11 protein-coding genes, 1 tRNA gene and 1 riboswitch are annotated in these 19,470 nt (G+C 66.9%); of the genes, 6 read left to right on the top strand and 6 right to left on the bottom strand.

Features of this window, described 5'->3' with window-relative positions:
• Nucleotides 1–484 precede the first annotated feature (484 nt).
• Entirely contained in the window at nucleotides 485–829 is a 345-nt protein-coding gene (locus CJZ98_RS18190) for a hypothetical protein (protein WP_157910887.1), read from the bottom strand.
• A 493-nt stretch (nucleotides 830–1,322) separates the two neighbouring features.
• On the opposite strand from CJZ98_RS18190, the gene CJZ98_RS05800 reads away from it, so the two are divergent.
• From CJZ98_RS05800 to CJZ98_RS05790, 3 genes are all read left to right on the top strand, one after another.
• Nucleotides 1,323–2,441, top strand: coding sequence for an anti-CBASS protein Acb1 family protein (locus CJZ98_RS05800; protein ID WP_094589331.1), 1,119 nt, complete (start codon nucleotides 1,323–1,325; stop codon nucleotides 2,439–2,441).
• A 587-nt stretch (nucleotides 2,442–3,028) separates the two neighbouring features.
• Nucleotides 3,029–3,781, top strand: a complete 753-nt coding sequence (locus CJZ98_RS05795; protein ID WP_094589330.1) for a type 1 glutamine amidotransferase — start codon at nucleotides 3,029–3,031, stop codon at nucleotides 3,779–3,781.
• A 375-nt stretch (nucleotides 3,782–4,156) separates the two neighbouring features.
• A complete protein-coding gene (locus CJZ98_RS05790) occupies nucleotides 4,157–8,497 on the top strand; it encodes a diguanylate cyclase domain-containing protein (RefSeq protein WP_094589329.1) in 4,341 nt (1,446 codons plus the stop codon).
• Between the two features lie 6 nt (nucleotides 8,498–8,503).
• Here CJZ98_RS05790 and CJZ98_RS05785 read toward each other — a convergent pair whose 3' ends face one another.
• On the bottom strand, nucleotides 8,504–12,028 hold the full coding sequence (locus CJZ98_RS05785) for a diguanylate cyclase domain-containing protein (protein WP_094589327.1): 3,525 nt from the start codon (nucleotides 12,026–12,028) through the stop codon (nucleotides 8,504–8,506).
• A gap of 485 nt (nucleotides 12,029–12,513) precedes the next feature.
• A riboswitch (cobalamin riboswitch) is annotated at nucleotides 12,514–12,680 on the top strand.
• Between the two features lie 23 nt (nucleotides 12,681–12,703).
• On the opposite strand from CJZ98_RS05785, the gene CJZ98_RS05780 reads away from it, so the two are divergent.
• Complete coding sequence (locus CJZ98_RS05780) at nucleotides 12,704–13,312, top strand: HupE/UreJ family protein (RefSeq protein WP_094589326.1); 609 nt, start codon at nucleotides 12,704–12,706, stop codon at nucleotides 13,310–13,312.
• Nucleotides 13,313–13,766: 454 nt separating this feature from the next.
• Here CJZ98_RS05780 and CJZ98_RS05770 read toward each other — a convergent pair whose 3' ends face one another.
• From CJZ98_RS05770 to CJZ98_RS05755, 4 genes are all read right to left on the bottom strand, one after another.
• On the bottom strand, nucleotides 13,767–13,991 hold the full coding sequence (locus tag CJZ98_RS05770; RefSeq protein ID WP_094589324.1) for an indolepyruvate ferredoxin oxidoreductase subunit alpha: 225 nt from the start codon (nucleotides 13,989–13,991) through the stop codon (nucleotides 13,767–13,769).
• Between the two features lie 31 nt (nucleotides 13,992–14,022).
• Complete coding sequence (locus CJZ98_RS05765) at nucleotides 14,023–15,258, bottom strand: ATP phosphoribosyltransferase regulatory subunit (protein ID WP_094589323.1); 1,236 nt, start codon at nucleotides 15,256–15,258, stop codon at nucleotides 14,023–14,025.
• A 68-nt stretch (nucleotides 15,259–15,326) separates the two neighbouring features.
• Entirely contained in the window at nucleotides 15,327–16,241 is a 915-nt protein-coding gene (locus CJZ98_RS05760) for an inositol monophosphatase family protein (protein ID WP_094589322.1), read from the bottom strand.
• On the bottom strand, nucleotides 16,238–16,633 hold the full coding sequence (locus CJZ98_RS05755; protein WP_094589321.1) for a 2Fe-2S iron-sulfur cluster-binding protein: 396 nt from the start codon (nucleotides 16,631–16,633) through the stop codon (nucleotides 16,238–16,240). Before CJZ98_RS05755 ends, CJZ98_RS05760 begins: the two co-directional genes overlap by 4 nt.
• Before the next feature lie 100 nt (nucleotides 16,634–16,733).
• On the opposite strand from CJZ98_RS05755, the gene CJZ98_RS05750 reads away from it, so the two are divergent.
• Nucleotides 16,734–16,820, top strand: a tRNA-Ser gene (locus CJZ98_RS05750).
• 217 nt (nucleotides 16,821–17,037) lie between these two features.
• A complete protein-coding gene (gene dnaK / locus CJZ98_RS05745) occupies nucleotides 17,038–19,470 on the top strand; it encodes a molecular chaperone DnaK (RefSeq protein ID WP_232756247.1) in 2,433 nt (810 codons plus the stop codon).

The following is a 19,470-nucleotide window of genomic DNA, read 5'->3' as shown; positions in this document are numbered from 1 at the left end:
GACGACCCTGGCGAACCAGAGTGCAGGAGAGTGTCGAGCCCCATCCTGACCCTTGAATGCGAACTGGTCATCCCCTGGTACCCGATGCCGATGAGACCCATAACAAGATGCCTGGAAGCTATGCGGATATCGCATAGAAGCTGGGCTGCAGCAGGCTTGCGGGAGCAGGTTTGCTGCGCGGGGGGGCCAGGATTCGGCTATTCCCGGGAGTCAAGGCCCGGGGCTTTTGGCGCCCGGCCTGGTCTCTGGCATTCGTGGAGCAGAAGTGGGGTATGCGTTTAAGGTCCCGTTTGTTCTGTTTCTTGGCCGTGGTGGGCTCGTAAACCGAGAGGCTGAGCTGTTGACCACCCATCACCTCAGTCCCGGCCTCCGATCACGCTGCCATTTTCACGCGGAAGTACGGGTTTTTTCAGAGCTTCCCAAGCCGCAGGAATATATCCAAGAAAGATTACAGCAGATGGCCGCTAACACTGCTGACCTCAGTTCACCAATTCTCGAGCAGGCTCTTGCACAGGTCAAAGTTTTCTTTTGCTTTATCCCTAATTTCCTGAACTCGGCCAATGCCGATAGAGTCAATTGAATCGCCAAGCGAGTATGCGCTATCGGCAAGTCGTTCCGACTCGACATAAAGATGCCTTATCCTGTCCCTGTTAGCGATGCAGTCGGCCCGCTGCGCCGAAATTCCGCGATAATAACTAATGCGTTCTAAAGACAAATAGCCTGCAGCAATTGTCAAGAGCAAGATAACGCCGGAAAGCTGTGGTCTTCTTGATGCAAACGAAGCAGCCGTCTTAAATCGCGGGGCTAGCCAGCCAATGCCAAAATACATACTCACAACGATCCAGTACTAGTAGCTCAGGCTTGGTCATTATCATTTTTAGCGCCACCCCTCACAGGTATGCAGCCAAACCCGATAAAAGCGATTCCTAAGCCTAATGTCTGGTAGCCTCTGCTCCGGATGTTCTCAGCGATAAGACTGCTCGAACCGTCCACTTCAGAAGCGGCTTGGATATTAATGCTCTTTATGCCAGATACAATAAGAACAATTCCGGCCGTCCAAAAGACAAACGCTGACAAAACGCTGTTCATAAGAAAAAGCTTTCGAGCAGTCTAAAGATAAGCCTGGCGAGTTGCAAGCTCGTGAAACAACTCTTGATAGAGATGGGGGCAGTGTGATGCAGCTTTTGCATACAGCAAGTGAGCGACTCCTGGACCAAGCGGATAAGTGGGTTTTCCGGTCAGAACGGACAGGTTGTTTCACGGTTAATATCTAAGGAAGGTCTGGACAACCTCCTGCTGAGAAATCGCCATTAAGACGGGGCATGAGTCTCAGTCCCTGCCTTGGGCAATTTCCTGGGTTATCCAGACTCTCCCTAAGCAACATCCTGGATCTGAACCTTGAGCTGCCCTGGAACCTCCGCGTCAACAACACCGGATGGGGCCAGTCCGTCATTGAAGTCATCTGGGACGCCTGGCAGGACTACGTCAGCTCCCTCCACGGCCTCAACGCCCTGATCTCGGAAGGCGACCTCCTGGTCCACAACATGCCGGGCCTCATGCAGCGCATCGCCGCCGGCGGGGAGGACGCCATCCGCAAGCGCCTGGAGCTCAACCGCCTCTCCCGCTCCGTGTACGGCACCTACGTCCTGGACAAGGAGGAGACCCTCTCCAACCTCTCCCGGAACCTGACGAACATCGCCAGCGCCACCGAACCCTTTGTCCAGTACCTGCAGGCTGTCACCGGCTGGCCCGCCTCCATCCTCATGGGCACAAGCCCCGGTGGCCTCGGCAAAGAAGGCCGCTTCGAGGAGCGCGTCTGGGCCAGCCTCGTTGAGGAGTGGCAGAGCGGCTATTGCCAGGACCCTGTCACCCAGATCTTCACCTACATCCTCGCCGCCCGTGAGGGCCCTGCCAAAGGCCGTCCCCCCGAGGACTGGGAAGTCCACTTCCCCTCGGTCTTCACCCAGACGGACGAAGAGAAGGCCACCCTGCGCAAGCTCGCTGCAGACAGCGACACGATCTACGCGCAGCTGGGTGTCCTCCAGCCCATCGAGATCCGCCAGGCCCGCTTCGGCTCGGCCGAGTTCTCCCTCGAGACCCCCCTCAACGACGCCGTCACCGAGCAGCTGGCCGAGACCACCGCAGCCCAGTTCGAAACCCAGATGCTCTCCATGGCCGCCCAGCGGGAGATGGCCCTGGCTCCCCCCGAGGACGCTGGTGCCCAGGATGGTGCGAAGCCCACTCCCGCCCCCGATGCCGGAGGCCGCGTAGCGGCAGACGCCCTCGACACCTACGAGGCCCGGGGACTCCGCATCCAGGTGACCCACACCGCGGGCGACATCAACGCCGGCCCCTTTGAAGGAGCAATAAACCTCCTGGAGCGCGACAAAGCCTCCTCCGTTCCATCGACGACGACGCCATCACCCGCATCAAAGGCGTGATGGACGCCAGCTTGAACCGCCTGGTGCGCCGGGCCCGGATCCACATCCGCGCTGCCTACGGCGACCCCGCGGTGCGTGAAGTGGCCCTGCTGCAGGAGTCCAAGAAGCTTCTCCCCGCCTTACTTACGCCCCGACTAGGCACTCCACGCCATGATTTCAAAACCATCCGTGTCCCTGCCGTCCGTTGCTGGCGATCTCTCGGCTGGTATCTGGCGGAAGTTTGCGAGGCCGCCCAGGCATCCAACACCACAGCGGTCAAGAAGTGGTCAAGCAGATTCGCCCTCTCTCCAAAAGACAAGTCCTATCATGCATTCTTGTGGCAACTACTCCGGTCTTGAAAACCGGCGTGCCGAAAGGCACCGTGGGTTCGAATCCCACCCCCTCCGTTTCCCAAAAACCACGGGCACGCCCGCTGGGGTTCCCCGATCCACGGGAATTCGCACTCGCTCCACGTAGCGACGCCCGTCGAACACCCGCCGCAGGTGGTGGCTGGCCTACCGCCACCGGCCAGGCTGAGGATCTCCAGGTCACCTTGATCATCAGCGTCTGGGAAGCCGACCTGGGGTTCAGATCCAACAGTGGGCGCCATGCCTGAAGTGATCGTGCTGCAGCACCAGGCGCTGGTTGGGCCCGGCACCTTGCCCGAACTGGTGGCAGAACGGCAATGGACCTGGAGGCTCTGTCGGCTGGATTGTGGCGATCCCCTGCCCCAGGACCAGCAGCCCGGCCAGATCCTGGTGGTGCTTGGCGGCACCATGGGTGTGGGCGATCGCGACGACCCAGCTTTTGGCTGGATGCCGGCTGAACTGGCACTGATCAGGGCTCGCCTGGAGGCCCAGGCACCGGTGCTTGGCCTGTGCCTGGGTGCCCAGATGCTGGCCCATGTGGCCGGCGGAGCGGTGGAGCCCCTCACCCAGGGGGATCCTCGTCAGGCACGGCCGGAAGTGGGGTGCGGGGCTGTGCAGTGGCTGCCGGCCGCTGCCGAGGAGCCGGCCCTGGCTGGGTTCCATGCCTGTGAACCGGCGTTCTTCTGGCACGGCGATCGCTGCCGCTTGCCTGCCCATGCGGTGTTGCTGGCCTCCTCGTTGGCCTGCCGCGAACAGGCCTTCCGCATGGGCCCATGCGCCTGGGGGCTGCAGTTCCACGCCGAGATCACCCCTGCCCTGGCGCGGTCGTGGGTGGAAGCAGCCCCAGACTTCGTGATGCGGGCCCATGGTGCCGGTGGCGTGGATCGGGTGCTGGCTGATCTGGAGGCCTGGGGTGAGCGGATTCAGGCACGCAACCGGCTTCTGCTGGGCAGGCTGCTGGATGCCTTGGCCGCCACAGCGCCTCAGGCCTGAATGCCGATCGAGGCATCAACCACCATTCCATCCAGAGCGGTCTTGGGGCGTTTTGCTCCGACCTGGTCTGAGAGGTCCTCCTGGGATTCTCCCGGAGTCAGAGGACGGTTCAATTTGTCACGCTCGGTACAGACAAACCGGCCCTAGTGCCCTCTTCTAGGCCCCGAAGGTCCCAGCTCAGACGGCTGAGGTCGGAATCCAGATGAGGTTGAAGAGCTGGAATCCCTGTCCGGTCCTCCTGTGGAGATTCATGGCGCTCCAACGGACCTGGGCCCGCTCCAGAGGAGCCTCCGCCCTCAGCTCCTCTCCCACTGCTGGCGGTCTCCATGGCCTCAGCGTCTTGCAAAGCCTCCATTCGCGGTAAGTTCCCCGCGTATGCTCAAATCGGCAAAATTTATTGATTTGGGCAGGGTTGGGGAAGATAGCAGGCGATGCGCCCACTCCCGCTCCGGTGGCCCCAGCACGGGGGCCAGCGCTTTGTCGCTGACGTCGGCGGGACGGGAGGCGCTGTTTGAGCAGGTGATGCGCCATGCCGCAGTCGGCATGGCACTGGTCACCCCGGAGGGCCGCTTCCTGGAGGTGAATCCCGCCCTCTGCCGCCTGCTGGGCCGCGACGAGCAGGCCCTGGGCCAGATGCTGCTGCGGGATGTCACCCATCCCGACGATCTCGACGAGAGCCTGGATCTGGTGAGGGAGATCGTGGCGGGCCGGCTCGACAGCTTCCAGCTGGAGAAGCGCTACATCCACGCCGACGGACACGTGATCTGGGGCCAGGTCTCGGTCTCCTGCCTGGGTCAGCAGGAACAGCCGGAGGTGCTGTTCATCGTTCAGATCCTGGATCTCTCCAGCACCAAGCAGGCGCTGCAGGCCCTGCAGACCGACCCGCTCACGGGGCTGGCCAACCGTGGCGTGATGGTGGCGCAGCTGGAGGCGGTCCTGGTCGAGCGCAGTGGAGCATCGGAGCTGCTGGCGATCCTGAGCATTGGCATCGATCGACTCACCCAGATCAACGACGCACTGACCCATAGGGCCGGTGACCTGCTGATCGCCACCCTGGCCGCGCGGCTGGCAGAGGCCGTGCCCCCGGCGGCGCTGCTGGCGCGCGGCACTGCCGACACCTTTGTGCTGTTGATGCCGGGGCTTGGCTCAGTGGCCGAAGCCGCCTCGCTCGCCGAGCGGTTGCGTCTGGCCTGCAAGGGCGTCCTGTCCTACGGCGATCACCAGATCGATCCTTCAGTGAGCATCGGCATCGCCATTGCCGAAGCCGCTCAGGACGCCGACGAGCTGTTGCGCGATGCCAGCCTGGCCATGCGCCAGGCCGCCGCCGAGGGCCGGGACCGGGTGGCCTTTGGTGAACAGGCCTTTGCCGATGGGGCGCGGGGCGAGCTGGTGCTGCAGGCCCGAATCCGAGCGGCCCTGGAGAGCGACGCCTTCCAGGCCTGGTTCATGCCGCAGGTGGACCTCGACACCGGCGAGCTGCGGGGCTACGAGGCGCTGGTGCACTGGCTGCAGCCGGACGGCAGCGTGGCGATGCCCGACACCTTCCTGCCCGCCGCCAGCCGCGCCAGCCTCGCGGCCCAGATTGATCTGGCCGTTCTGCGCCAAAGCCTCACTGCCCTGGCGAGCCTGCCGCCCCACCTGTTCGTGGCGGCCAATGTGACCCCCTCCACCCTCAGCCATCCGGGTCTCGCCGACACGGTGCGGCAGTGGCTGGAGCAGGACGGCCTGCCCGCCGCGCGGCTGCACCTGGAGATCACCGAGTCCGACCTGCTGACGCTGACGCCTGCGGTGAGGACCACGTTCGAGGAGCTGGCAGCCCTGGGGGTGCGTTGGCTAATCGACGATTTCGGCACGGGTTTCTCCTCGATCAGCCACCTGCGCGACCTGCCCATCCACGCCATCAAGCTGGATCGCTCCTTCACCGCCGCAATCGCCAAGGGCGATCAGAAGAGCGTGAGGCTGGCCCAGGCCTTGGCGGGTCTGGCCGAAGGACTGGGCCTGGACACGGTGGCGGAGGGGGTGGAGTCGGCGGCGGAGGCGGCCTTCCTGCTCGACCTGGGCTGGAACAGGGGCCAGGGCTGGCTCTATGGCAAGGCGGCTCCCCTTGACCCCGATCCAAGAATCGCCTGCTCCCTCCCTCCAGGCCCCAGCTCCATCCCGGCGCTGCCCCCGGTGCCGCCCATCGCCCCGGCCGAGTTGAAGCTGGTGCGCAGCCGCAGCAGCTGGGCCCTGGCCGTCACGGAGAGCGTGCCGGTGGGCCTCTATGCGCTGCGGATCTCAGCGGCGGGTGATAAGGAGTTCCTGTTCGTCAGTCGCCGCTGGCTGGAGATGCTGCGGTTGACCCGGGAGGAGGTGCTCGCGCAGGAATCCCTCGCTTTCAATCGCGTCCATCCGGAGGATCGCGACAGCTTTGGCCAGCACTGGCAGGCGAGCATCGACGCCGGCGAGACGCTGTACTGGGAGGGGCGGCTGCTGATCGAGGGATCCGTGTCCTGGGTGCGGATCGAGGGCATTCCCCAGCCCCAGTCCGACGGCAGCTGCGTGTGGCAGGGGGTGATGAGTGACATCACGGCCCTGAAAAACAAGGAGCTCGATCTGCAGCGCCTGCTCGACAACGCGCCGATTGCGATTGCACTCAACTCCCTGACGGATGCGGACCCGGCGATCACCTATGTGAATCGCCAGTTTGAACGCACCCTGGGTTACGACCGGGACACGATCCCCAGGCTGTCGGACTGGTCCCGGCTGGCCTATCCCGACCCCGCCTACCGAGCCCAGATCATGGAACGCTGGGCGGAGGCCCTGGAGGTGGCGCGCCATCAGGAGGGAACGGTCGGGACGCTCGAAGCCGAGGTGATGACGGCCGACGGTCGCCGCCTCGCGGTGGTGTTCAGCGCCGTGGTGCTCGAGGAGATGCTGGTGGTGTCGATGCTCGACATCACGCAGCGGCGCCAGGCCGAAAAACAGCTGCAGCAGGCCCGCTTGCAGCTGGCCGAAACCGCCCTGGCGGTCACCGAGGCGATCCCCGTGGGTACCTACACCATGCTGCAGCCTCCCGACGGCGGCATGGCCTCGTTCGCGTTCATGAGCGAGCGCTTCCTGGCGATCTGTGGCCTGGAGCGCGAGGCCGCCGCGGCCGATCCCTTCAAGGCCTTCGCCTGCGTCCACCCGGACGACTACGACGCCTGGCTCGCCCGCAATGCCGAGGCGTTCGCCACCAGATTGCCCTTCTACGGCGAAACCCGCATCGTGGTGGATGGCGAGGTGCGCTGGATCAGCGCCGAGTCGATTCCACGTCAGCTCTCCGATGGCAGCGTCGTGTGGGAGGGGGTGCTGATCGACATCACCGAGCGGATCTGCACCCAGCGGCGGCTGCAGGACAACGAGTCGAGGTTGCGCCGCATCCTCGACTCCCTGCTCGATCCCCACATCACCCTGGAGCCGCTGCGCGACGCGGCCGGTCGGCCTGTCGAGTTCGTCTGTCGCGACGCCAACCAGGCCGCTGGCGCCGACCTGCAGCTGCCCCGGGAGCAGCTGCTCGGCAGGTCCCTGGCGGCGCTGCTGCCCGCCGAGCCGGCGACCGATCTGCCCCGCCAGTGCGCCGTGGTGCTGGAGAGTGGAGCACCGCTGGCGCTGAACGAGGTGCCTTTCCGCCGCGAGGAGCTGGGCCGGCAGGGCTGGCTGGATCTGCGGGTGGTGCGGGTGGGCGAGGCCCTCAGCTGCACCTGGCGCGATGTGAGCGATCGGGTGGAGGCGGCTCGGCACCTGGCGGCCTCGGAGCTGCAATACCGCCTCCTGGCGGAGAACTCCTCCGATGTGGTGATGCAGCTGACCGGTGACGGCACGATTGTCTGGGTGTCTCCGTCCCTGACGGCGACGCTGGGCTGGATGCCGGAGGAGTGGGTCGGCCGCCTTGGCACCGAGTTCCTTGAGCACGAGGGCAATGCCAGCCACTACCGCGACAACCTGGAGGCCCTGCGCGCCGGCCGCACGGTCGTGGCCCGCGACCGGGTGCGTGCCAGGGACGGCCGCTGGCACTGGGCCGAAACCCACGCCTGCCCCTTCCGCAATTCCAGCGGCGAGATCGACGGCATCGTCTCCTCCTTCCGCACCATCGATGCGGAGGTGAAGGCGGAGCAGGAGCTGGCCCGCCTGGCCCGCACCGATGAGCTCACCGGCCTGCTCAGTCGTCGCGAGGTGCTTGCCCGAATCGACTCCTTCAGGAGCCACACCCCGCGCAACGGCCAGCGCACGGCTGCCCTGTTCTGTGACCTGGACGCGTTCAAGCCGGTCAACGACCGCTATGGCCATGCCATCGGTGATGAGCTGCTGCGCGTCCTGGCCAAGCGGATCCGGGACTGTCTACGCAGCCATGATCTGGCGGCTCGGCTGGGGGGCGATGAGCTGCTGGTGCTGTTGCAGGGGGTGCAGGATCTGGACAACGCCGTGGCCATCGCCGAGAAGATCCGCGTGGCCGCCCAGGCTCCGGTGGCCACGGTCGCGGGAGAGCTGCAGATCAGCCTCAGCATCGGCGTCACCCTGGCCCAGCCGGGCGAGAGCAGCGATGCCCTGATCGCCAGGGCCGACGCGGGGATGTACGAGGCCAAGCGCGTGGGGCGCAACTGCGTCATCCCGATTCCCGCCGATGGCCCTACGGCTGGCACCGCTCACGCTCCCAACCCAGTGGCGGATCCGGCCAATCCCACGCGGCCCTGAACGTCGTCAGAGCCCGATCACACTGTTGCGGCCCTGGTCCTTGGCGGCATACATGGCGCGGTCCGCGCGCCTGAGCAGCAGGTCTGAATCTTCCCCCTTGGCGTGCAGGGCCACCCCGATGGAGAGAGTCGGGGTGATGCGCAACTCTCCGATGTCGATCGGCTCGGCGGCCAGCAGCCTCAGCTTGTTCGCCACATGCAGGCTGTCGGCGGCACTGCGAACGCCATCGAGCACCACCAGGAATTCATCCCCGCCGATGCGGCCAGCCAGATCCTGATCGCGGATCCCAGAGGCCAGTCGCTTGGCCACACCCTGGAGCACCGCATCGCCGACGGCGTGGCCATAGTTGTCGTTGATGGTCTTGAAGTTGTCGAAATCGCAGAAGAGCAGGGCGATCGGCTGGAGCTGCTGGGGATCGCGATCAATACGTTGCTTAAGCCAGCCAAAGATGTTGCTGCGGTTGCGCAGGCCCGTGAGCTCATCGGTGTTGGCCTGCCGGTGCAGACGCCGCTCATTCATTACCTGCTCATCGGCGGTCTGCAGGGTGAGCACATAGCCCTGCTCAAGCGCATCGGCCGACAGTCCGACCCCATGGGCCTGGTCGCTGGCCCGCAGGCTGTTGCCCTGCAGGCGCCGCAGGTTGAGGTCCACCCAGCACCAGCCGCCGCGGGGATCGACCATGCGCAGGCGCCCCTGTCGCACATGGCCGTGGCCGGCCAGCCACTGCTCCAGCCGCACAGGATCAGGGGTGCCGCTGGCCGAAGCGAACAGGTCGGAAAACGATTGGCCCAGCCACTGCTCGGGTTTCCAGTTCGTCATCCCCTGCAGCGACGGTGATACCCAGCGCACCCGCTGATCGGTGCCCAGCAGCACGATCACCTCCACCAGATTCTCGGCCAGCAGTTGATAGAGGGCCGCCGCATCGGCCAGGCTGCGGACCGAACGGCTGCGGCTGGTCACGTCGCGCCAGGTGAGTGTGAGCAGATTGCCGCTGGCATAGCCGCGGAGGTCATAGACGCGCAGATCCTCAGAGTTCTCATGCTGCCCATAGGCAAAGTCGTTGAGTTCCAGCGCGGCTCCACTGCGCATGCACTCAAGACACTGATCCAGCAGGCCACTGCCCTGCAGATTCGGCAACAGCGTGGAGATCCGCTGGCCGATCACCGTTTCTCGCTCCTGCTGCAGTTGGTGGCAGGCGGCCTGATTGGCCTCCAGCACCACGAAATCGAGGATGGCGCCCATGGCGCCGTAACTGGCCTGCAGCAGGAAGTAGGCGTCGAGCGACACATCGAGCGAATGGCGCAACACCTCCAGCTGTTCAAAGCTGGAGGCGCCGGATCGCAGCGGCATGGCGACAGGCTCCAGCTGGCGCTCCAGGGCCAGGGCGGTGCCAGCCCCCAGCACGGGTGGGCCCGAGCCAGTGGAAGGAGCCGGGGCCTGCAGGAGCTCGCTGAAGGTCTCCATGGCCATGGGTTTCCCGCAGAGGTAGCCCTGATACAGCTCGCAGCCGAAGCCCTCCAGCGTGGCCCGTTGCTCCTCGGTTTCCACCCCTTCGGCGATGCACTGCATCCCCAGTCCCAGCGCCAGGGTGATGGTGGCCTGCACGATGGCCTGATCTTCGGGGGCTGCCGTGATCATCTGGGTGAAGGCCCGATCGATCTTCAGCTTGTGCACGGGCAGGGTGCGCAGCAGATCGAGCGACGAATAGCCTGTGCCGAAGTCGTCGATGGCAATGCGGAATCCCTGATCCGCGAGCGCGCGCAGTTGTTCCCGGGTCTGCAGGGGATTGGCGATCAGGGCCGTCTCCGTGATCTCAAGCTCCAGGTGTTGCGGTGAGAGCGCGTGCTCCTCCAGGGCATCGAGCAGCTGGTGCACCAGGTGCCGATCGCCGCCATCAAACAGGCGGGTCGAGATGTTGATCGCCAGGGTCGGTACCGTGAGCCCGAGCCGATGCCAACAGGCGATCTGGCCCAGGGTCTGATCCAGCACCCAGCAACTGATCGGAAAGATCATGCCGCTCTGTTCAGCCACGGGGATGAACTGCGAGGGTGGAACCTGAATGCCCCGCTGGTTCGTCCAGCGCAGCAGCACCTCCCCACCGACAATCTGTCCGCTCTTGTGGGCCTGGGGCTGCACCAGCAGGCGCAGCTGATCGCTCTCCAGGGCGCGGTTCAGCTCGGTATCAAGCTGCATGCGGTCGCGAATCTGGTGGCTGAGGGCCGTGGAGTAGGCCCGCAGCTGGCCGTGGCCCTGGTGCTTGGCCTCCATCAGGGCGGTGTTGGCCGACTGGATCAGTTGCTGCGCCGTATCGCCATGCTCGGGAAACGTGCTGATCCCCACGCACACGCTGGGATTGATCGGCAGTTCAGGGATCAGGGCGGGGCCGGCCTGCAACTGGCTCTGGAGGAGGCGCCCTGCCTTGATCGCCTCCCCGAGCGAAATAACCCCGCGGTTGCGCAGCACAAGGAACTCATCGCTGCTCAGGCGGGCCAGCCAGTCGTCCGGTTCCACGATCTGTCGCAAGCGCTCGGCCAGGGCCACCAGCAACTGATCGCCCACCTCGGGACCAAAGTTGTCGTTGAGCTCCTGGAAGCGATCGATGTCGATACTGAAGATGGCCAGGGTTGAGTTGTAGGCCCGCCCCCGTAGAATCTGCTGCAGATGTTGTAATGAGGCCAGCTTATTTGGCAGGATTGTGAGCGGATCAATGCAGCGGATCTGTTCGATTGAGCGCTGCAGCTCCACCTGGTGGGTGATGTCTTCCAGGGTTCCAATCACCACGGTGGGATTGCCCCGGCTGTCGTAGCTGGTCATGCCCCGGGCGCGCACCATCTTCTGCTGGCCCTGGGCCAGATGCAGGCGATGGCAGTTCTCAAACAACGTGCCACGATCCACCGCCATGAAGAAGTCGCGCCGCCATTGGGTCCGGTCATCCGGGTGCACCAGGCTGGCGTAGGCGTCCATGCTTGGTGGCGTTCTGGCGGCATCCAGTTGGCAGATGCGATAGGTCTGGGCTGACCAGCGCATCTGCTCATTGCCGAACTGGTAACACCAGGACCCGATGCCGCTGAGCCGTTCGCTGTCATCGAACAGCCGGGTGGTTGCCTTCAGTTCGCGGGTGATCTGTTCGGTCTCGGTGCGATCCGTCACCACCGAAACCAGAACCTTACCGCGGTTGAGTTCACAGACGCTGTGGCGTACCGTCACGTCCAGCACCGTGCCATCTTTGCAGCGGTGACGGGTCGTGAGGGTCCCCCCGCCATCCCGCAGGATCGCGGCCATGTGCTCGGCCACCCAGTCGCGGTCGTGGTCGGGATCGGCCTGCAGCTGTTCGGGCCGCAGGGCCAGGAATTCGTCTCGGCTGTAGCCGAGTCGCCCATGGGCGCTGGGGCTGCAGTCGATAAAGCGCCCGCTTGGCAGTTCGGCGATCACCAGGTCGGCGTTGCTCAGCTCGGCCAGGATGTGGAAGCCCTCCAGCAGCCGGTCCACGCCGCCACCGACGTTGATCGCTTGGGCGGCATTGCCTGGCATGTGGAACACCGTCTCGGATCAAGACTAGGCATTGGAGCCCGGGTGTGGCTTGTCAATCTGAGCAACCGTAAGAAACCTCTAATGGCTCATAAAGCGGTGTTCGCCATGGTGCTGATCCTTCACTTGGCACTTGAAGCTGCGCTCGGTTGGCCCTGCAATGGCTGGGATTCTTCAATGCCAGCGGTCGCACTGGATGCTGGCCGCGTCCGTTCGTCTTGCATCGCCTTGGTGGCCATCCCTGCTTGAGGTGGAGGGGCCATTGGAAACGATCGATCTTGAAGCATCTCGGCTACTTCTGCTGAGGGTCAAGGCATCCGGGAGGCGTCTGTTGATCCGTCTTCTTCTATGCCTTCTGGGGTAGGCGTGCGTCCTGGGCGGGCCTGGCCGACGGCGAGCCTTCACGGTCTCCAAGGCCAACCGGTGCGCTCCCAGGTACCGCCTGGCTGTGCTTGGGCCATCGCCAGCGGCGGCCCCACGGCAGTCAGGGCAGAATGGCCCCAGCGGTTCCGGTGGGTTACTCCCTGGAGGCAACGAGGAAAGTCCGGTGGGGCGCAGGCCTGTCCTGCATCGAGTCCGGCGCTGTCCCGCAGCTGTGATGGGAGCTACCTGCAGCTTCCTCAGTCAGAACGCTCACCGCCTGATGCCTTCCCTCTCCGGCGCGGACCGGCTCCCTCGATGACTCAAACCCTTTCCCCCAGGTCACTCGCCCTGCTGGCCGGTGCTGCGGCCCTGGCGCTGCTGGCGTTGGATCAACCGGCCCAGGCCCACCAGATCGCCACTGGTGGTCTTGCGGCTGGCTTCCTCCATCCGATCTCCGGCGCCGACCATCTCCTCCTACTGATCGCGGTGGGGGCGGCGGCTGCGCAGCTGTCCAGCCAGCTGCTGCTCTGGGCCCTGGCGGGTGCGGTGGCGGGCGGCGTGGCTGGGGCCATGGGCGCCGCCGTCCCCGGACTGGAGCTGCTGGCGGCCCTGGCGATCTCGGCCGTGGCCCTGCTGGTGCTGCGCAGCGTCCGCTCCCATCAGACATCCCCGCAGGTCCTTGCCGCCGGCCTGGTGGCCTCCGCGGTGGCCACCCACGCCATGCTCCACGGCCTGGAGGCCCCGGCCGAGGGGGCTGCCCTGGGGTGGTGGTTCGGTGCCTTTGCCGCCTCCGTGGTTGTGAGTGGTGGCAGCTTCCTGGTGTTGCGCCGGATGCCCCAGGCCTGGACCCGCGCCCTGGCCCTGCTGCTGGTCCTCTGCGGCGGTGTGGCTTCCCTTGGGGTGCTCGGCCTGCTGGTTCGCTGAATCCAGCGCCGCCTGGCTTCACGGTCTGAAGCGATCAACTGGAGCGCGGCGACCGCTTGGGGTTACTCCCCCAACAGGTCGCCACCCAGGGCTTGGGAGGCCATCGAGCCCAGGGGCGGCAGCAGCTCATCCTCCCCATCGGCTCCGGCACGGTCAAACAGCTGCAACTCGGGCATTGCCTCGTCGTCCAGCTGCTGTATTGGGGTGCCGCGGGGCCCAGTGAAACTGCCTGGCCCATCGAGATCGTTCGTGGCTGCAGTTGCTGGTCCGCAGATCAGCAGCAGCAAGCTCCAGTAGAAGACCAGGACCAGCAGAACCAGGCCACGGCCGTGCCGTTCAGCGTTGCGCCATGTCCACGGTGCCGTCTCTCCTGCCAAGGGGTGAGGAATTGGGCTTGGCAGTGGGTCGCGCATCGGCCGTCTCCACGACTGGGGTTCGGCGGCAGTTCCGGCGATCAGAAGGCCCGCTGCAGCTCGGGTTTCTCCTCCGGCACGATCGCTCCAGCCACCGGGCACACCTGCAGGCAGATGCCGCAGTCGATGCAGGTGTCGAAGTCGATCCAGTAGAAGCCGGTACCCTTCACATTGGCACCCTTGCCGGGGTTGATGCAGGCCACCGGGCAGGCATCCACGCAATCCGCCACGCCCTCGCAGACGTCGGTGAGGATCGTGTGGGCCATGGGGTTCTGCGGCGAAGGGCTGGGGTGGATCCTAGGCAGCGCCAGGCTCCACCCAGATGCTGGCGGCGCAGCCCCGCTCGGCGGCGATGGCCTCGGCGTCGGCTCGCGTGGGGCAGGGTTCCCCCAGCAGCTCGGCTCGCTGGCCCGCCCCATGCAGCTGCTCAAGCCGATCCAGGGCCGCCGGCAATGCCAGGGCATTGGCGTAGGCCACCAGCACCGGCGGCTGCGGCTCCGACTCGCCGACCTCCGCATCAAGCAGCTCCCGCAGCGCCTCGACAGCGAAGCCGAAGCCCATGCCGGAGGCGCTGGAACGCTCCTGTTCGCTGCTGAAGCGCCCCACCAGGGCGTCGTAGCGGCCGCCGCTGGCCAGCTCCACTGGCGCATCGGCGCCCTGGCAGACGAGTTTGAGCACCAGCCCGTCATAGAGGTCGAAGTGGGGCTGGAAGCTCGGATCGAGCTGCAGGGTCACCCCCTGGGCCGCTGCCACCGGGGCGATGGCCTTGAGCGTGGCGTCCAGGTCGTCGAGCAGGGCGCAGGGGCCCAGCTGCTGCTCCAGCTGATAGAGCACGGCGGCCGGTTTACCCCGCAGCCGCATCAGGGCCTGCAGTCCCTGGCGCTGGCGCTCCGGCAGCTCCAGGGCCGCCAGCTCCAGGGGGTCAAAGCCGGTGAGGGCCTGCCGCGCGGCGGTGCGCTGCTCGCCTGGCACCTGATCGAGCAGGGCCGTGAGCACGCCGTGGTGGCCGAGCAGCAGGCGCGGCTGGTGGGCGGCCGTGATCCCAACCCGTCGCAGGCAGGCAAGCAGCAGTCGCAGCAGTTCGGCATCGGCCACACCGGCCGGTGAGGCGCTGCCGTCGCCAGGGCCCGGGCCAGAGGCGCCGCCGCTGCCCAGCAGCTCCACGCCGCTCTGGAGCTGCTCCTCGATCCGTTGCCCGCCGGCATCGCCCACGCCACTGCGGAACACCACACCGCTGCTCCAAAGCCGCAGCGGCCGGGGCCGGGCCGCCAGCCGCGTGCAGGCGGCCCGGGCGATCGAGGCGGTCATCTCCGGCCTCAGCCCCAGGGGCTCATCGGCGGCCAGGCGCACCAGCTCCCGGCTGGCAATGCCTCCGCCCGCCGCCAGGGTCTCCAGCCGCTCGATCGTCGGGGGTGCCACCTCTTGGTAGCCCCACAGGCGGTAGACCTCCGCCAGCTGGTCACAGAGGCGGCGGTTGCCCTCCACCTGGCGCGGATTGAGGTCCCTGGCGCCGGCGGCGGGTTGCAGGGCCATGGGGACGGGGGGGGGACGGAGATCGGGCTCGATCCTATGGATCGGCCCCATGGGCACGGCTCGCAGGCTCAGCCCCGCTCTGGCTGTGCGCCATCCAGCTCCGGAGCCCCGAAGCTGGCGCCACTCAGGGGATGGCAGGCCGCCAGGCCCTCGATCAGGGCCTGGCGCAGGTCGGGGGTGCAGGCGATCAGGCGGCCGGCACCCAGCTCGGCCGGGCCGCCGTCGTAGGCGCACACCACCCCGCCTGCCTGCTCCACCAGGGCCACGCCGGCGGCCAGATCCCAGGGGGAGAGCCCCCGCTCCCAGTAGCCATCGAGCCGGCCCGCCGCCACGAAGGCCAGGTCCACCGCCGCCGCACCGCCGCGGCGCACCCCGCGGGTGCGGTGGGTGAAGTAGGCGAACTCGGCGTAGTTGTTGTCGAGGCGGGTGTGGCGGTCGTAGGCAAAGCCCGTCACCAGCAGCGATTCCGCCAGCGACCCACAGCCGCTTACCTGGATCAGGGCCTCGTTGCACCAGGCCCCCAGGCCCGGCGCTGCCCAGTAGAGCTGCTCCAGGGCCGGCACCGCCAGGGCCCCCAGCAGTGGCTGCCCGCGCCAGGTGAGCCCGATCGAGGTGCCGAAGAAGGGATAGCGGTGGGCGTAATTGGTGGTGCCATCGAGCGGATCGACGCACCACTCCAGCTCCGAGCGTCCGGTCCGGCGGCCGCTTTCTTCGGCCAGCACGCCCAGGTCCGGTGTCTCGGCCGCCAGCACCGCCAGCACGGCCCGCTCAGCGGCCACGTCGGCTTCGGTCACCAGATCGCCGGCGCGGCCCTTCTCCCGGATCTGCTCCAGCTGGCCGAAATGCCGCCGCAGTTCAGATGCGCCCGCCTCGGCCGCGCGGCGAGCGACCCCGGCCAGCCGTTCCAGCTCGCCATCCGGCAGGCCCGATCCCGCGCGGGCCGCGTCGCTGAGGCGCGGGGGAAAGCTGGCGCTCAGGCTCATTCTTCGTCGAGGGGCAGGCCGGGACGCACCTTGCCACGGCCGAAGTGACGCCCGAACTGCAGCTCGTAGACCTCGTCCTCATCCTGGGTCTCCACCTCCAGGGGGCCGAGGGCCCGGGCCACGCACAGCAAGCCATAGCCCTTGCGACGCACCTCCCGCGACAGGCCCAGGGATTCCCGCTGGTCGATTTCGCCGGCGATCACCCGCACGGCACAGGCTGTGCAGCAGCCGTTGCGGCAGCTGAAGGGGAGCGGTTCCCCCTGCTGCTCGAAGCTGCGCAGGATGTACTCGCCCTCGGGCACGTCCAGGCGGATCGTGCGCGCCTCCTGGCGCCAGTGCACCGTGATCGGATGGCTGCGGCGTGCGCTCGAAGGGGGGCTGCTGAACGGCATGGCCGGCGGGCGGTGCGGGAGGGGGCGACTGCTACATTCTCACCGTTGCCCCACCGCAGACATCAACGGAGTTTCCGTTGGTCTGTGCATTGCCCCTCGCGGAGAGGTGGCCGAGTGGTCGAAGGCGCAGCACTGGAAATGCTGTATAGGGGCAACTCTATCGAGGGTTCGAATCCCTCCCTCTCCGTTTCAAAGAGCCGCCTCCGGGCGGCTTTTTTGTTGGCTGGTTGTGTTGGCCGGTCTGCCCTGCTGGGGGCAGGCAGCGGATAACGGCGCCGGGGCTCTTTAGGGGCCCTGGATGGAGCCGCGCAGCTGCTGATTTCCGCCGCCGTGGCCGCGCTTGGGACCCCAGGCCTGGAGTTCGGCGGCGGGACCGTTAGTTTGGGTCTTCCATTCAGGGATCCATGGGGCGGATCGTCGGCATCGACCTGGGCACCACCAACTCGGTGGTGGCGGTGCTGGAGGGCGGCCGGCCCCAGGTGATCGCCAATACCGAGGGCGGGCGCACCACCCCCTCGGTGGTGGGTTTCAGCAAGGAGCAGGAGCTGCTGGTGGGCCAGCTGGCCCGGCGCCAGCTGGTGCTCAACCCACGCAACACCTTCGCCAACCTCAAGCGCTTCCTGGGGCGCCAGTGGGAGGAGCTCGACGACGGCAGCCTGGCGGTGCCCTACACGGTGCGGGCCAACGACGCCGGCAACGTGCGCGCGGTCTGTCCCGCCACCGAGCGCGAATACGCGCCTGAGGAGCTGGTGGCCAGCATCCTGCGCAAGCTGGTGGACGACGCGGCCACCTACCTGGGCGAGCCGGTGGAGGCGGCGGTGATCACCGTGCCCGCCTACTTCAACGATGCCCAACGCCAGGCCACCCGCGACGCCGGCCGCCTGGCGGGGATTGCCGTGGAGAGGATCCTCAACGAACCCACGGCGGCGGCCCTGGCCTACGGCTTCGATCGCAGCACCGTGAAGCGGGTGCTGGTGTTCGACCTGGGGGGCGGCACCTTTGATGTGTCGGTGCTGCGCATCGCCCAGGGCGTCTTCGACGTCAAGGCCACCAGCGGCGACACCCAGCTGGGCGGCAACGACTGGGACCGCCGCATCGTCGACTGGCTTGCCGATGGTTTCCAGGCCGAGCACGGCCTCGATCTGCGCCGCGACCGCCAGGCCCTGCAGCGGCTCACCGAGGCGGCCGAGAAGGCCAAGATCGAGCTCTCGGGCGTCAGCAGCACGCCGATCTCCCTGCCCTTCATCGCCACCGGCGATGCCGGCCCCCTCCACATCGAGACCACCCTGGAGCGCTCCCGCTTCGAGAGCCTCTGCCCCGACCTGCTCGATCGGCTGCTGCGCCCCGTGCAGCGGGCCCTGCGTGATTCGGGCCTGGCCGCTGAAGACATCGACGACATGGTGCTGGTGGGCGGCTCCACCCGCATGCCGATGGTGCAGCAGATGGTGCGCACCCTGATCCCGCTCGAGCCCTGCCAGTCGGTGAACCCCGATGAGGTGGTCGCGATCGGCGCGGCGGTGCAGGCCGGCATCCTCACCGGCGAGCTGCGGGATCTAATGCTCAACGACGTCACACCCCTGTCGCTCGGGCTGGAGACGATCGGCGGGGTGATGAAGGTGCTGATCCCCCGCAACACGCCGATCCCGGTGCGCAAGAGCGATGTGTTCAGCACCTCCGAGGCCAATCAGAGCTCGGTGGAGATCCACGTGCTGCAGGGTGAACGCCAGATGGCCGAGGGCAACAAGAGCCTGGGCCGTTTCCGCCTCTCAGGCATTCCGCCGGCTCCGCGCGGTGTGCCCCAGGTGCAGGTGTCGTTCGACATCGATGCCAACGGGCTGCTGCAGGTGTCGGCCACCGACCGCACCACCGGACGCCAGCAGAGCGTGAGCATCCAGGGCGGCTCCAACCTCAGCGAGGACGAGATCAAGGCGCTGATCGAGGAGGCGGAGCGCAAGGCCACGGAGGATCGGCGCAAACGGGCCGAGATCGACCGCCGTAACCGCGCCCAGACCCTGGTGGCCCAGGCCGAACGCCGCCTGCGCGATGCCGCCCTGGAGTTGGGGCCCTATGGGGCCGAGCGCCAGCAGCGGGCGGTGGAGATCGCCGTGCGCGACGTGCAGGACCTGCTCGCCGCCGCCAGCCGCGACGGCGGCGACCTGGGTGAACTGGACCTGGCGGTGAGCCAGCTGCAGGAGTCGCTCTACGGACTGAATCGCCGCCTGGCGAGCGAGCGCAAGGTGGAGAGCAACCCGCTCCAGGGCCTCAAGAACACCCTGGGCTCCCTCAAGGATGAGCTGTTCGCCGATGACGACTGGGACGACTGGGATCGGGGCGGCACCGGCGGTCGTTACCGCGACCCCTGGGCCGAGCCCTCCTGGTCGGCGGCCCGCAATGAGCGCGAGCGCTCTGGCTCCAGCTGGGACCGCCAGGCCTGGGATCGGCCGGAGTGGTCGGATCAGGACCGGCAGCGCCCGGACCGGGCGCGCCCCGAGCTGGAACCCTCGGGTTGGGGCCGCCCGGATCGTTCCTCCCCCGATCGCGCCTATGCGGCCCGCTCTGCTGCGGATCGGCCCGCCGCTGAGCCGGCTCGCGGCAACGGCAGCTGGGGGCGCGAACGCCCGGACCCTGAGCCCGATCGCTGGGCCGACCAAGATCGCTGGGAGCGCGAGCCGGATCCCCGCCAGGTGAGCGCCTCCCGTCGGACGGCCCCTGGGTCCAACGATCGCGAACCGTTCGCCGGCGAGGGCCACGAGAGTCGCTCCTACGAGGAGCGCCGCTATGTGCCAGAGCCGGCGCGGCAGGGCGGCCAGCACGACGATCCCTGGGCTGAGGTCTGA

Origin of the sequence: Vulcanococcus limneticus LL, assembly GCF_002252705.1 — a bacterium.
GTDB lineage: Bacteria > Cyanobacteriota > Cyanobacteriia > PCC-6307 > Cyanobiaceae > Vulcanococcus > Vulcanococcus limneticus.
The sequence above is the reverse complement of the archived record's forward strand: the minus strand, read 5'-3'. Positions and strand labels throughout refer to the sequence as shown.

Excerpts from the sequence above, each read along its gene's own strand:
- CJZ98_RS18190 (WP_157910887.1), bottom strand. The coding sequence starts at position 829 with ATGTATTTTGGCATTGGCTGGCTAGCCCCGCGATTTAAGACGGCTGCT.
- CJZ98_RS05800 (WP_094589331.1), top strand. The coding sequence starts at position 1,323 with ATGAGTCTCAGTCCCTGCCTTGGGCAATTTCCTGGGTTATCCAGACTC.
- CJZ98_RS05795 (WP_094589330.1), top strand. The coding sequence starts at position 3,029 with ATGCCTGAAGTGATCGTGCTGCAGCACCAGGCGCTGGTTGGGCCCGGC.
- CJZ98_RS05790 (WP_094589329.1), top strand. The coding sequence starts at position 4,157 with ATGCTCAAATCGGCAAAATTTATTGATTTGGGCAGGGTTGGGGAAGAT.
- CJZ98_RS05785 (WP_094589327.1), bottom strand. The coding sequence starts at position 12,028 with ATGCCAGGCAATGCCGCCCAAGCGATCAACGTCGGTGGCGGCGTGGAC.
- CJZ98_RS05780 (WP_094589326.1), top strand. The coding sequence starts at position 12,704 with ATGACTCAAACCCTTTCCCCCAGGTCACTCGCCCTGCTGGCCGGTGCT.
- CJZ98_RS05770 (WP_094589324.1), bottom strand. The coding sequence starts at position 13,991 with ATGGCCCACACGATCCTCACCGACGTCTGCGAGGGCGTGGCGGATTGC.
- CJZ98_RS05765 (WP_094589323.1), bottom strand. The coding sequence starts at position 15,258 with ATGGCCCTGCAACCCGCCGCCGGCGCCAGGGACCTCAATCCGCGCCAG.
- CJZ98_RS05760 (WP_094589322.1), bottom strand. The coding sequence starts at position 16,241 with ATGAGCCTGAGCGCCAGCTTTCCCCCGCGCCTCAGCGACGCGGCCCGC.
- CJZ98_RS05755 (WP_094589321.1), bottom strand. The coding sequence starts at position 16,633 with ATGCCGTTCAGCAGCCCCCCTTCGAGCGCACGCCGCAGCCATCCGATC.
- dnaK (WP_232756247.1), top strand. The coding sequence starts at position 17,038 with ATGGGGCGGATCGTCGGCATCGACCTGGGCACCACCAACTCGGTGGTG.